The sequence below is a fragment of the Pseudomonas sp. LPB0260 genome (assembly GCF_013388395.1).
Genome location: NZ_CP058247.1, coordinates 116,215 through 129,931 on the forward strand (window position 1 = coordinate 116,215; position 13,717 = coordinate 129,931).

Consider the following 13,717-nt stretch of genomic DNA (forward strand, 5'->3'; position numbering starts at 1 on the left):
GTGCCTATTCGGTTGACGCAAAGGTGATGCGGAACGTTGTGCCGTGACCGGGCCTGCTGCTGGCGGTGACTGTGGCGCGATGGTGGTCGACGATCTTCTTGACGATCGCCAGGCCGATTCCCGTGCCTGCGTAGGATTGCCGGTCATGCAGGCGCTGGAACGGATTGAAGATCCGGTCCAGGTACTTCTCGTCGAAACCGATTCCTTGGTCTTCCACGCAGAGGGTCCACTCGTTTTTGCCCGATGCCTCGGAATATATACGAATTTTTGGAGGCTGACCGGGGGCGTGAAACTTGGCGGCGTTGCTCAGCAGATTCTGCAGCAACTGGCGAATGTGGGTGGGCTCGCCGATCAGGGCGGGAAGCGGTTTGCGTTCGACCTGGGCGCAGGCGCTGCTCAGGGTCACCTCCATGTCCTGCAGCACTTCATCGAGGATCTTGTCGACATCGAGCCGGACGAAAGGCTGGGCCCGCGAGGTTACCCGCGAATAGCTCAGCAGGTCCTTGATCAGCGCCTGCATGCGCCCGGCGGCTGAACTCATGCGGTGCAGGTAGTCCAGGCACTCGGGCTCGAGATTGGTCGCCCGCGCCTCGAGGCGCTCGGAGAATGCCTGAATCTTGCGCAGCGGTTCCTGCAGGTCGTGCGAGGCGACGAAGGCGAATTCCTGCAGCTCACCGTTGCTGCGTTCGAGCTCCTTCAGCGTGGCCTTGAGCTTCTTCTCCGCGGCCTTGCGCGCGTTGATGTTGCGGCCGGCGAAGTAGACCAGTCGATCATCGCCCAGGGCGGCGCTGAACTGCAGCCAATGCCGCTCACCCTGCAGGTCCTGCACGCGCACCTCCTGATTCTGCAGCGGTTCGCCGCGCGTCACCTGGCGCAGTGATTGCAAAGCCGCTTCGCGATCCTCGGTGACTATCACCTCCAGGCAGGAATGCCCGATCAGGCTCTCTTCCGGATAGCCGAGCATGGCGACGAATGCCGGGTTCAGCTGGATGATCCGCCCCTGCTGGTCGAGCATGCAGTAGAGCTCAGGCGACAGGTGGAAGAACTGGTCGCGCTCGCGCATGGCCTTTTCCGCCAGGGCCTGGGCGCTGATATCGCGGAACGCCATGACCCAGCCGGTGACGTTGGCGCCATCGGTCAGCGGCGCGCAGTCGTAGCGCATATGCGCGGCGCTATTGCCTTTGCCCGGGAGCATGAATTCGCCGTGCCGGGCTGCACTTGAAACGTTCACTTCGCTCAGTGCGTTCGGGTCGATGGGCAGCAGGGTGGTGAGCGCTTGTCCGCGCAGGTCAGCGTTGGCGCGACCCAGCAAGGTCGCCGCCGTAGGATTGGCATAGGTGAGCAGTCCGCGGGCGTCGAAGGCCAGCAGGCCTTCGCCGATGCTGTCGGTAATGGTTGCGGTAAAGTTCAGCTGCTCTTTCAGGCGCTGTTCGCCTGCGATTATCTCGCCCATCAGCCGCTTGTTCTCGAGGGCGACAACGGCCATCTGGGCGAACTGCTCGGCGATGGCCAGGTCGTCGGTATCGAACTCGCCGTGGTACTTGTCCGACAACTGGATAAAGCCCAGCTGCTGGCCGCTGGCACTCTGCAGCGACACCGCCAGCAGCCCGCGAAGCGGTGGGTGAGCCAGTGTCTCGGCAGGTCGTTCGCTCCAGCGGGGATCGGCCAGCAGTTGCGCGTGGCTGAGCTTGAGGGCGTGAGCGAACTCGATGAAGTCGCGCCCCTGGATAAGGGACCCGGGCACGATCGGCCGGTCGGCCCACTCGGCGTACTTGGATGAGACGGCAAGGATGGTCTGCGCTGGCGATACGGTGTCCGCGCCCAGGTTGAACAGCGCCTGATGAGCGCCGATCAGGCTGCGCAGGCGTTCACAGAGCAGGTCGAGCAGCTTTGGATTGTCGAACATGCCGTTGATCTGTACAGCGATGTCGCTGAGCCCGCGCAACAGCATGCCGCGGCGTTGGGAATGCAGCAACGCCGTGCGCAGGTCGCGCTCCAGCTGGTTGCGCGCGCGGACATCCTTGGCAACGGCGAATACGCCGACAATCTGTTCATCCACCCGGATCGGCAGGTAGGTGCATTCCAGCTCCAACGGAAGACCGCTGGGGGTGCGAAACTTGGCTTCGAAACGCTGTGCCTCGCCATTGCGTGCGGTGCGGAAATGCTCGTTCACCCGGTTCGCATCGTCGGGCTGCAGAAAGGCTGCGGCAGGCGTGCCGAGCAATTCCGCTTCCTGCGTGCCAAATAGCTGACAACCGGCGTCGTTTACGCTCTCGATCTGGCCTTGGCGATCGATCGAGAAAACCGCGCTCGGTGTGAGATCGTACAGGGAGCGAAACCTCTGCTCACTGCGCTCCAGGCTCTTGCGGTCTGCCGATCGTTCGCAGGCGATGGTAGCGAGTTGCGCTGCTGTCGAGATCAGCTGAAGGTGTTGGTCATCGGGGGCCATGGGCTGACGGTGGTATAGCGCCAGGCTGCCGAAGACCTGGCCGTTGTCGCCGATCAGCGGAATGGACCAGCAGGCGCGCAAACCGTGGCCGAGGGCGAGCTCGCGGTAGTCCTGCCAGAGCGGGTCGTTGGCGATGTCCTCGACCACCACCATCTGCTTGCGAAACATCGCCGTACCGCAGGAGCCGCAGGTTGGGCCTACCGTGACGCCAGCGGTGCCCTCCATATAGCTCGTAGGCAGGCTCGGGGCGATATTCATGAGCAACTGGCCGCTATCCGGGTCGAAGCGTTGCACCGAGCACAGGGCCGTCGGGTCGCGGCTTTCGCTCATGCGGCAGATGGCGTCGAAAATCTCGGGCAGCGGCTGGTTGGTGGAGATCATGCCGAGAATGTCGCGCTGGTCCTCCAGGTAGGCCTCTGCCTGCACCAGGTGAGTGATGTCGTGGCCCACGCAGAAGAAGCTGTCGGCGCCAGCCGACCAGCTGTGGGACCAGTCGATATAGACGGTATGGCCATCCTTGTGCCGGTACCTGTTGCGAATGCGGTGAATACTCTCGTCTTCCAAAGAGTCGGCAGTGTTCTGCCTGGACAGCGGGCGATCTTCCGGCAGCACCAAGTCCAGGTAGTTCCGGCCTATCAGCTCTTCGCGCGTGTAACCCAGCAGGGAGAACCAGGCTGGGTTGACCTCGGTGAAGTAGCCCTGGGCATCGTGGGAGCAGAGCAGGTCGGTGGAGTGCTGCATGATGCGCTGGTTGAGGCTCTGCAGGGATTCCTGGCGCTGCAGGCTCTTGCCGAGCGCCTGGTTGATCTGCCGCAGTTCCTTGTTGCGCTCACTGCTCAGGCTGGCCAGGCGCAGGCTGTACATCAGAAAAAAACTGATGCACAGGCCGAAAGAGATGATCGAGAGGGTCAGCCATTGACTGAGCGACAGGCTGCGCCTCGGGTTGTTCAGGTAGCTGCTCAGCTGCCATTGCACACCGGAGGGCAAGGTGACGATGCGGGAGCCGAGTGCTAGCGGGTTTGCGCCATCAGGTGCCGAGCGCGCCAGGCGCTGACCGGCTTCCGTAATGCGAAAGTTGAGTTCCTGGGTGCCTGCGCCTAGCAGGGCGTCGAGCTGCAACTCGGCAATCAGCAGCGAGTTCGGCTGTCCCTGAACCGGTAGAGGTCTTACCAGAAATACGGTGGTTCCTAGGGACACGAGCTGCGCGGCATTGACACCGAGGCGATGCTTGTGCAGCCAGGCTCGATGCTCAGGGTTTGCCAGTAGCCCGGCCAGTTGGCCAAGGGATGCAAGATTGCGCTCGAACAGCCATTGCGGTTGCAGCTGGTCGTTGAGCGTGCCGAGCAAAACCAGATAGGGGAAATCACGCAGATATCGGCGACCCTCTCGATCCAGCTCGGCGCGGCCCGGCGACCAGGAGGGCTCCTTCCAGCGGTCGGCAAAGCGCTGCAGCATGGTCCGGTAGTCTTCGAACTCGTTACTGACGCTGAGCTGCAGGTCATTGAGCGCCTGGTCACTTTTCTGCCTGAGGTCTCGGAGGATTTCCGCGCTGAGAAGAAACCACATCAGGCACGTGAGCAGAATGCCGACGCTGCCTGCGACCAGGCTGCGATTGTCCAGCAGTTGTTTGCGCTCGTCGGGCAGCAGGGGCAGCAGCAGCAGGTCCAGGCCCAGCAAGAGGCACAGTAGGCAGTAGAGGGTGTTGGTGTCCGGTTTGTGGCCGAGCCGCGGCCCCTCCAGCTGTGGCCACCACTCGGAGAGCTGTGCGGCGATTGCCAGCAGCATAGTGCCCAGGCCGACCGCGCGGCTGAGCCAGAGTCCTACCTGGCCACCTTTGAGGCTCAGCGGCAGTGCCAGCGCTGCAAGCACGAAAATCAAGGGCAACGCCGTTTGTGTGTTCAGCGCGGCGAGTTCGGTATACGCGGGCTCTGGTAGCAGAGTGTGCGAATAAAAATAGAGGCTGACCGCGATCACCAGGGTCGATGCGCCCAGGACAAGGCGAAAGTGCCCGTGGGTCGCAGCGAGCAGGCCCAGGCCTACTAGCGCCATTGGCAGGGCGCGGTCTGGCAGTAGCACGAGGCTATAGATGTTGAGCCGCTGTTGGCTCAGATAATCCAGGGCACCGCCGGCTCCAAGGAGCAAGAGGGCGATGGCCAGGGTATGCAGGAAAGCCTGGATGAACACATGGCGCGTCTGCATGAACGTTACGTCCGAGAGCCAGTGGCTGGGGTGCCCGCGCAATACCCACACTGATCGCCAGGCGGTCGCGCCGTGCCGATCTGCTGGGAGGAAGTGCCCATCGCCGGATGGGGCCTGATCACAGGTCCTGGTCGTCGATGATTATCGAACCGTCGGCATCGCGCACGACTCGGGTAAGGCCCGGGTTCTCCGTTTCCAGTCGCCACAGTTCCTGTCGCTGCAGGTCCAGGGAGCTCTGCTGCTGGCGCACCTGCTCCAGCAGGCGCTGGTTTTCCTCACGCAGCAGGTGGAGATCGATGGCGCTGCGCAGTGCCACCTCGACTTCGAAATCCTCCCAGGGCTTGGAAATGAAGCGGAAGACCTCCGCCTCGTTGATTGCCTGCATCATCGACTGGCGGTCGCCGAAGCCGGTCAGCATCAGACGCACGGCGTGGGGCTGACGCTGCTTGGCGAACTTCAGGTAGGTAATGCCGTCCAGATTCGGCATCTTGAAGTCGGAAACGATCACCGCGTAATCGTGTTCGGTGAGGGCATCCAGGGCCTCGTATACGTCGCTGAACGGGTGCAGTTCCCAGCCCTGCGGATTCAGCAGGCGTTGCAGCGACTTCAGAATCTGAGGTTCATCGTCCACCAGTTGGATTTTTATCACTATGTGTTTCCTATGCAGTGGCGCTGGCTTCTGGGGCGGGTCGGACGAACAGGGTATAGCGCGCGCCTTCGCTTTCCTCGAAGGCGATGAGTTTGCTGATCAACGGGCGGGTGAGTTGCTTGCCTTCGTTGAGCAGGAGGGTGCCGTTTTCCGAATTGAGGTTGCGTGCCAGGGTCATGCCTGGCTCCAGGCGCCGGGTGTCGAGGATCAGGATGCTGGGGTCGGCCAGCACCAGATCGGGCGCCAGCTCGGTGCACAGGCGAATGAATTCCTCGCACAGCTGCGGATCGTAGAGCTTGCCACTGTACTTCTGGATCAACAACAGCGCGTCATCGCGGCTCAGGCGGCGTTCCAGCATCAGGCCGCATTGCAGTTCGATGAAGTCCACGGCCAGTTTGATCAGACGCGAGCCGAAGGGGATGTCCTTGCCCTTGAGGCGATCGGGGAAGCCGCCGCCGTCCCAGCGCTCCTGATGATGGCGAATCAGCTTGGCGGCGTCCTGCAGCGGCTCGAGGCTCATCAGCAGGCTTTCGCCGAGGGCGGGATACTGCCGATAGCGCTCGCGCTCGTTCTTGTAGAGCAGGTCGGCGGGGCTGTTGAGCAGGCTGTCGCTCCAGGTCAGCTTGCCGACGTTGTAGAGGGCCGCGGCCATGGTCAGGTCACGGCTGAGTACATCGCCCAGGGAGTACTGCTCGGCGTAGGCGCGGACCAGGGCGATGACCTGGCAGTTGGACTGCTTGTCGCGGGGAATGCGCTGGGTCACCAGGCTGGAGAAGACCTCGGTAGCGGTCACGTAGCTACGCTTGAGTTCCTCGTAGGCCATGTCGAGCATGTCGGCGGTCTGCTGTAGTTCCGCGGTGCGGTTCTTGACCCGCTGCTCCAGGCTGGCATTGAGTTCCTGCAGGTGCTGGTTCTGTTCGTGGGTCAGTCGCTCCAGGCGCTCACGCTCGCGTTCGGAGTGCTGGAAGGCCAGCGCCTGGCGGATGATCATGCGCAGCTCATCGTCATCCCAGGGCTTGCTGATGTAGCGGTAGATCTGCCCCTCGTTGATCGCCTTGATCGTGGTGGCGATGTCGGCGTGTCCGGTCAGCAGGATGCGCTGGCAGCCTGGCCAGCGCTTCTGCACCTCGGTCAGCAGGGTGGCACCATCCATGCCTGGCATGCGCGCGTCGGATATCACCAGGTCGACGGGGTGCTGGGCGAGTATCTCCAGCGCCTGTTCGCCGCCGTTGGCGAGCAGCACTTCATAGGGTTCCTGACGCAGCAGGCGGCGCAGGCTCTTGAGGATGTTTTCCTCGTCATCGACGAGGAGCAGGGTGGCACTGCGCGGCGGTAGTGGGTCGGTCATAGGCTTGGATTACCGGAACTGCCTGCTTCGGGTTGACGGATGGGGAGCCAGATGCGGAACCGAGTACCCTGGCCCGGTTCGCTGCTGACCTCGATGCGCCCGTTGTGTTTCTGCAGGATGTTATAGGACAGCGACAAGCCCAGGCCAGTGCCTTTGCCCACCGGCTTGGTGGTGAAGAATGGCTCATAGATGCGATTGAGCAGATGGGGCTCGATGCCCTTGCCGGTGTCCTCCACCTCCAGCCAGACCCAGTCGCCTTCCTGCTGACTGCGCAGGGTGATACGGCCGAACTGTTCGATGGCGTGGGCAGCGTTGACCAACAGGTTCATCAGCACCTGATTGATCTGCGAGGGGATGCATTCGACCTGTGGCAACTCGCCGTATTCCCTGACGATGTCCGCCTTGTACTTCAGCTCGTTGTTGACCACGTTGAGCGTGGTGTCCAGGCCGCGGTGCAAGTCGGCGAGCTGGAACTCGTCCTCCTCGATATGGGAGAAATCCTTGAGCGCGGTGATGATCTTCTTGACCCTGTCGATGCCATCTTCCGACTCGGTGATCAACGCCTCGATATCGCTGCGGATGTAGTCGTATTCCAGGCTGCGCTTGAGTTGGCGCAGTTCATCGAGGCTGGCCGCCCCATCGACGGCGTCGCTGATACGCAGCAAGTCCTGGACGTAGCCGGCGAGGGTCTTGAGGTTGGAGAATACGTAGCCGATCGGGTTATTGATTTCATGGGCCACACCGGCGGCAAGCTGGCCGATGGCGGCGAGTTTCTCCGATTGCAGCAGCTGTGCGTTGGCTTTTTCCAGCTTCTTGATCAGGCGTTCCTGCTCGACCTGCTTGCTGCTAAGGGCGTCCAGGGCTGCGTCCAGCTGTTTGTTGGTGCGCGCGAACTCGGTGGTGTCGTAAAGCAGCAGGCCAAAGCACAGCTGTTCGTCCGAGTCGCGGAACGGGAACAGCAGCGTGCTCTGCAGCATGAGCACCTCCGCCTCCGTGGCGGGCTTGTACGGCAGCTTGATCAGGTAGGGGTTGTCGCGCCACTGGGTGTAGACGTGCTGTCCATGGTCCCGTGCCTGCACCACCATCTGGTCCAGATGAGGCGTGTTGGCCTCGGGGAACACTGCGGTCAGCGGCTGATTGAGTCCCTGTTCGAGCTGCTTGCCGCTACACTGGCTGATAAATGCGTTCCAGTACTGAATACGCAGCTTCGAATCGAGGATGATCACCCCGATCCCGATGTGTTCGACCAATACGCTGGCGAGGTACCGTTGCCTGCCGTCCATCGCAGACTCCCGATCTTGGTTGAGTTGATGTCGATTGATCACTGATTGTTATCTAGGTATCGGTAGGGAGGGGATGACTTGACATATAATTGGCGCCTAGATTATGGCGGCTCGAACGGAAGACCACCATACCTTTTTCATGCTCCCCGACGATCAGGTTAGACCATGGATTTAGAGGCCGCGGATGACTCCGTCATCCACTACCAGTTCCGCTTCGCCGACGGCCGTACCTGGTCGCACCAGGTTGTCCTGCGGCCAGATGACAGTCAGGCCCAGGTCGAGCAGGCGCCTGCATGGACCAAGCTGGAATTCCATCAGTGCAGACATTGCCCGCTGCGCCCCGAGGAGACGCCACACTGTCCATTCGCGCTGGCGTTGGTCGCTCCGGTAGAGCTGCTGGCCCAGTCGCCGTCCTATGAGCGGGTCGAGGTCGAAGTGCACTGGCGCGGCCGGGAAATTCGCCAGCGCACCAGCCTGCAGCGTGCCTTGGGATCGCTGCTCGGGGCCTTGGGGGCGACCTCCGGATGCCCGCATACGCGCATCCTCAAGGCGATGGCCTGGTTCCATCAGCCGTTCAGTGGCACGGACGAAACGCTTTATCGCGTGTTTGGTACCTACCTGCTCGGTCAGTACCTGCGGCAGCAGCGTGGATTGAGCGCGGATTGGTCGATGAGCCAGTTGCGTGAGGTCTATCGCAAGCTACGCCAGGTCAATCTGGGTATGACCGAACGGCTGCGCGCTGCCGCAGTCGAGGACTCGGGGCCCAACGGGATGATCCTGTTGGACCTGTTGGCGGCCGACACCCTGTATTCGCTGGACCAGTATGATGGCGAGCTGGATCGCTTCTTCTCGGCCTATTTCGAGTAACCCTGAAGGGCCCGCAACAGGCCCCATGGGCCTCAGCGCTCGTTCAGGGCGAACGCGGTCAGGGTGAAGGTCGGGATGCCGATATCCTGCAGCTTCTGCGAGCCGCCCAGCTCCGGCAAGTCGATGATCGCGGCCGCCTCATGGATCCTGGCGCCCATCCTGCGCACCAGTTGCGCGGCGGCCAGCAGGGTGCCACCGGTGGCGATCAGGTCGTCGAATATCAGGATGTTGTCGCCCTCGCACAGGCTGTCGGCCTGCACCTCGAGAAAGGCCTCGCCGTACTCGGTCTTGTAGGCTTCGCGCAGCACTTCGCCCGGCAGTTTGCCGTGCTTGCGGAACAGGATCAGCGGTTTGTTGAGCTCATAGGCGATGATCGAACCGATCAGGAAACCACGGGCATCCATGGCGGCGATATGGCTGAACTCGGCTTCGACATAGCGCTGGATGAAGCTGTCGGCGACCATGCGCAAGGCGCGTGGCGACTGGAACAGCGGGGTGATGTCGCGAAACGTCACCCCCGGTTTTGGAAAGTCGGCAACGGGGCGGATCAGGGTCTTGATGCTGAACTCGTCGAAGATCATCGTGGCACTCCTGTGGCGTTGTATGGCGGCCTGACTTGAAGTGTAAATGAACACTCAGCCGTCGAGATTACCGCCGGCAAGAGCACACAGTTCGATGGGGTCGAGAATATGCACTTCCTTGCCGTCGGCTTCGAGCAGCTTATTGCGCTGGAAGCGAGTGAATACCCGCGACACGGTCTCCACCGCCAGACCCAGGTAGTTGCCAATCTCGTTGCGCGACATGGCTAGGCGGAACTGCTGGGCGGAAAAACCGCGGGCGCGAAAGCGCGCTGACAGATTGACCAGGAAAGAGGCGATGCGCTCGTCAGCGGTCTTCTTCGACAGCAGGAGCATCATCTGCTGATCTTCGCGAATCTCCCGGCTCATCACCCTCATCAACTGGCGCCTGAGTTGGGGCAGTTGTGCGGCCAGTTCATCGAGGCGTTCGAAGGGGATCTCGCAGACCGAGGTGGTTTCCAGTGCCTGGGCGGAAACCGGGAAGCTTCCGGTGTCCATGCCGGACAGGCCGACCAGCTCACTGGGCAGGTGAAAGCCGGTTATCTGCTCTTCGCCGCTATTGCTCAGGCTGAAGGTCTTGAGGGCGCCGGAGCGTACGGCGAACACCGAGTCGAAGGCATCGCCCTGGCGGAACAGGAACTCGCCCTTCTTCAGAGGTCGCCCGCGCTTAACGATCTCATCCAGTGCGTCGAGGTCTTCCAGGTCCAGTGACAGAGGCAGGCAGAGGGGCGCCAGACTGCAGTCCTTGCAGTGGGCCTGATGAGCTGCACGGGGTGTGGCACATTGCGACATCGAGGTGGTCCCTGATTAAACACATACTCTATGTGAGGGTAACGCAGCGGGCGGCGATTCAGCCAGCAGTGGCGTGTTCTGGCCTGCCAGTTGAGGGGGTGGTGTGCCGCGCCTCTAAAGGAGCATAGACAGGCGCCGGCGATTCCCAGGACCTTGCCGATACTGAAGGGGAGCCGCTATCCAAGCGCTGTTGTGGTGCGCAGGGCAGCGATTCGATTCAGTGCCCCATCAGCCAGTGCTGGTGCGGGCCGGGCAGGGTCCACAGGCCGAAGAGGATCACCAGCACGCCGCCGGTGGTGCGCACACCCTGTTTGCGCAGCAGGGCAGTGAGGCGCTCCGCTGCCATGCCGGTGGCCAGCAGCACCGGCAGGGTGCCGAGGCCGAAGGTCAGCATCAGCGCCGCGCTGTCCAGGGCGTTGCCCTGGCTCGAGGCCCACAGCAGGGTGCTGTAGACCAGGCCGCAGGGCAGCCAGCCCCACAGCGACCCCAGCACCACGGCCTTGGCCGTGCTGTCGACCGGCATGAAGCGTCGGGTCAGCGGCTGGATATGCCGCCACAGGCCCCGGCCCACGGCTTCGATACGGGTCAATCCGCTCCACCAGCCCGCCAGGTACAGGCCCATGGCGATCAGCAGCAGCGCCGCCAGCACGCGCAGGGCGATGGCTGCCGGGCTGCTGGCCAGGGCCCAGCCGGCCAGGCCGAGCAGCAGGCCGGCGACGCCATAGCTGAGAATTCGTCCGAGGTTGTAGCTCAGCAGCAGGCGAAATCGCTGCGCCCGCCGCTCCGGCGGAATGGCCAGGGTCAATGCGCCCATCAGGCCGCCGCACATGCCCAGGCAATGACCGCCGCCGAGCAGACCGAGGATCAGGGCCGAGAGCAGCAGGGGCACCAGTTCAAGCATCGGGTTTGTCTACCGGGTCCTGCTTGGCCTCCGGCGCTTGTTCGCCTGCCTCCTGCACACCGGCCTGGTGCTTCGGGTCCTCGTCGTCGAACAGGATGCTGTGTGCCGGGCCGTCGAGGTCGTCGTACTGGCCGCTGTCGACCGCCCAGAAGAACAGCCAGATGGCGAACGCCACCAGCAGCAGGGCGACGGGGATGAGGATGTACAGCGCGGACATGAGAACTCCAGCCTACGGATTGGGCATGCGGGTGAGGCGCAGGGCGTTGAGCACCACCAGCAGCGAGCTCAGCGACATGCCGAGGGCCGCCCAGATCGGGGTGATCCAGCCTACGGCGGCGAACGGCAGCACCAGGCCATTGTACAGGCTGGCCCAGGCCAGGTTCTCGATGATGATCCGGCGGGTGCGCCGGGCCAGGGCGAAGGCCTGGACCAGGCTGGTCAGGCGATTGGACAACAGCACGGCGTCGGCGCTGGTCTTGGCCAGGTCGGTGGCGCTGCCCATGGCGATGCTGATGTCGGCGCCGGCCAGTACCGGCACGTCGTTGACGCCGTCGCCGAGCATCAGCACGCGGCGACCCTGCTGATGCAACTGCTTCAGCTCGGCCAGCTTGGCGTCCGGCGTCAGGCCGCCTCTGGCCTGTTCGATGCCCAGCTGCCGCGCCACTTCGCCGACCATTGGCGAGCTGTCGCCGGACAGCAGCAGCACCTGCCAGCCTTGGGCGCGGCAGGCTGCGATGAGTGCCGGCGAGTCGTCGCGCAGGCGGTCGTCGAGTACCAGCCAGGCCAGTGGACCCTGTTCGTCGCCGAGCAGCAGCCATTGCCCATGTCGGCCAGGAATGGCCGGCGCGTTCTGGCCGCTCAGGGCGCTGACGAAGTCCGGCTGGCCGATGCGCAGCTGGCGCCCGCCAACCCAGCCCTGCAGGCCCTGGCCGGGAACGCTGTCGACCCGTTCGGCAGCCTGCGGGGCGCGGCCGAAGGCGCGGGCGATGGGGTGTTCTGAGCGGTTTTCCAGGGCGGCCGCCAGGGCCAGGCAGGCGTCGCTGTCCAGCGTGCCGAGCGGATGGATGGCGCTGAGCGTCAGGCGGCCTTCGGTGAGGGTGCCGGTCTTGTCGAAGATCACCGTGTCGATCTGCTTCAGGCCTTCGAGCACGTGGCCACGGGTGAGCAGCAGGCCGAGCCTGTGCAGGCTGCCGGTGGCCGTGGTCAGTGCGGTCGGGGTGGCCAGGGCCAGGGCGCAGGGGCAGGTGGCGACCAGCAGGGCCAGCACCACCCAGAAGGCGCGCGACGGGTCGATCTGCCACCAGGCCAAACCAACGACAGCGGCGACGACCAGGACGATCAGCAGGAACCACTGCGCCACCCGATCGGCGACCTCTGCCAGGCGCGGCTTCTCGCTCTGGGCGCGCTCCAGCAGGCGGACGATGGCCGACAGCCGGGTGGCGTCGCCGAGCGCCTCGACCTCGACGGTCAGCGGCCCCTCGACATTGAGGGTGCCGGCGGTGACGCTGTCGCCCTCGCGTCGTGGTTGCGGCAGGTACTCGCCGGTCAGCAGCGACTCGTCGACGCTGGACTGGCCGCTGATGATGGTGCCATCGGCCGGCAGCAGGGCGCCGGGCGGTACCAGAACCCGCTCGCCGGTGCGCAGCTCGCTGAGCAGGATGCGCTGGCCGTGGCCCTCGGCGTCCAGGCGCAGGCAGGAGGCCGGCAGCAGGTTGACCAGCTGCGCGGTGGCCGCCGCCGTGCGCTCGCGGGCGCGCCGCTCCAGGTAGCGGCCGGCCAGCAGGAACAGGGCGAACATGCCCACCGCATCGAAGTAAAGCTCGCCCTGGCCGGTCACCGTCGACCAGATGCCGGCGACATAGGCGCCGCCAATGGCCAGGGATACCGAGACATCCATGGTCAGGTGGCGGGTGCGCAGGTCGCGCAGGGCGCCGCGGAAAAACTGGCCGCAGCAATAGAAGACGATCGGCGTGGTGAGGAACAGGCTGACCCAGCGCAGGATCTTGTCCAGTTCCGGGCTCAGGTCGATGTTGAACTCCGGCCAGGTGGCCATGGTGGCCATCATCACCTGAATCCACAGCAACCCGGCGACACCCAGTTGACGCATGGCCCGGCGGTTGTCGCGGGTCAGCTGCGCGGTGGCCGCGTCGGCCTGCCAGGGATGCCCGGCATAGCCGATCTTGCGCAGCTCCTTGAGCAGCGCACTGAGCGGCAGCTGGCTGTCGGCCCAGCGCACCTGCAGGCGCTGATTGGACAGATTGAGGTGCGCCTCGGCGACCGCGGGCAGGGCGCGCAGGTGCTTTTCGATCAGCCAGCCGCAGGCCGCGCAGCTGATGCCTTCGATCAGCAGGCAGGTTTCGCTGAGTTCGCCTTGATGCTCGACGAAGGGCGCCTGCACCTCGGCGCGGTCGTACAGCGCCAGCTCATCCGGCAGGGCCTGGGGCAGCGCCTGGGGATTGGCGGCCGTCTCGCTGCGGTGCTTGTAGTAGTGCTCCAGGCCGCCGGCGACTATGGCCTCGGCCACCGCCTGGCAGCCGGGGCAGCACAGCTCACGGGCTTCGCCCAGTACCTGGGCATGGAAGCGACTGCCTGCCGGTACCGGCAGGCCACAGTGGAAGCAGGGGATCGGGTTCGCCATCGAAGAGGGACGG

General features: G+C 63.9%; 10 protein-coding genes. 1 reads left to right on the forward strand and 9 read right to left on the reverse strand.

Annotated elements, in window-relative coordinates; all coding sequences use genetic code 11:
- Positions 1-4 precede the first annotated feature (4 nt).
- The 4 genes from LPB260_RS00505 to LPB260_RS00520 form a co-directional block, all read right to left on the reverse strand.
- Positions 5-4,648 carry a PAS domain S-box protein gene (locus tag LPB260_RS00505; RefSeq protein ID WP_256625429.1) on the reverse strand — a complete coding sequence of 1,548 codons (4,644 nt, stop codon included), beginning with the start codon at positions 4,646-4,648 and terminating at the stop codon, positions 5-7.
- Between the two features lie 118 nt (positions 4,649-4,766).
- Entirely contained in the window at positions 4,767-5,297 is a 531-nt protein-coding gene (locus LPB260_RS00510; RefSeq protein WP_208706703.1) for a response regulator, read from the reverse strand.
- Between the two features lie 10 nt (positions 5,298-5,307).
- Positions 5,308-6,645, reverse strand: a complete 1,338-nt coding sequence (locus LPB260_RS00515) for an HD domain-containing phosphohydrolase (protein WP_208706704.1) — start codon at positions 6,643-6,645, stop codon at positions 5,308-5,310.
- Entirely contained in the window at positions 6,642-7,928 is a 1,287-nt protein-coding gene (locus tag LPB260_RS00520; protein ID WP_208706705.1) for an ATP-binding protein, read from the reverse strand. Before LPB260_RS00520 ends, LPB260_RS00515 begins: the two co-directional genes overlap by 4 nt.
- A 165-nt stretch (positions 7,929-8,093) precedes the next feature.
- On the opposite strand from LPB260_RS00520, the gene LPB260_RS00525 reads away from it, so the two are divergent.
- The gene (locus LPB260_RS00525) at positions 8,094-8,795 is read left to right on the forward strand and encodes a hypothetical protein (RefSeq protein WP_208706706.1); all 702 of its coding nucleotides are present in this window, start codon (positions 8,094-8,096) and stop codon (positions 8,793-8,795) included.
- 32 nt (positions 8,796-8,827) lie between these two features.
- On the opposite strand, the gene LPB260_RS00530 is transcribed toward LPB260_RS00525, so the two are convergent.
- The 5 genes from LPB260_RS00530 to LPB260_RS00550 form a co-directional block, all read right to left on the reverse strand.
- A complete protein-coding gene (locus LPB260_RS00530; protein ID WP_208706707.1) occupies positions 8,828-9,376 on the reverse strand; it encodes an adenine phosphoribosyltransferase in 549 nt (182 codons plus the stop codon).
- A gap of 54 nt (positions 9,377-9,430) precedes the next feature.
- Entirely contained in the window at positions 9,431-10,165 is a 735-nt protein-coding gene (gene fnr, locus LPB260_RS00535) for a fumarate/nitrate reduction transcriptional regulator Fnr (protein ID WP_208706708.1), read from the reverse strand.
- Positions 10,166-10,382: 217 nt separating this feature from the next.
- Positions 10,383-11,066, reverse strand: a complete 684-nt coding sequence (locus LPB260_RS00540) for a sulfite exporter TauE/SafE family protein (RefSeq protein WP_208706709.1) — start codon at positions 11,064-11,066, stop codon at positions 10,383-10,385.
- Positions 11,059-11,283 carry a cbb3-type cytochrome oxidase assembly protein CcoS gene (gene ccoS, locus LPB260_RS00545; RefSeq protein ID WP_208706710.1) on the reverse strand — a complete coding sequence of 75 codons (225 nt, stop codon included), beginning with the start codon at positions 11,281-11,283 and terminating at the stop codon, positions 11,059-11,061. Before ccoS ends, LPB260_RS00540 begins: the two co-directional genes overlap by 8 nt.
- A gap of 12 nt (positions 11,284-11,295) precedes the next feature.
- On the reverse strand, positions 11,296-13,704 hold the full coding sequence (locus LPB260_RS00550) for a heavy metal translocating P-type ATPase (RefSeq protein WP_208706711.1): 2,409 nt from the start codon (positions 13,702-13,704) through the stop codon (positions 11,296-11,298).
- Positions 13,705-13,717: the final 13 nt, after the last annotated feature.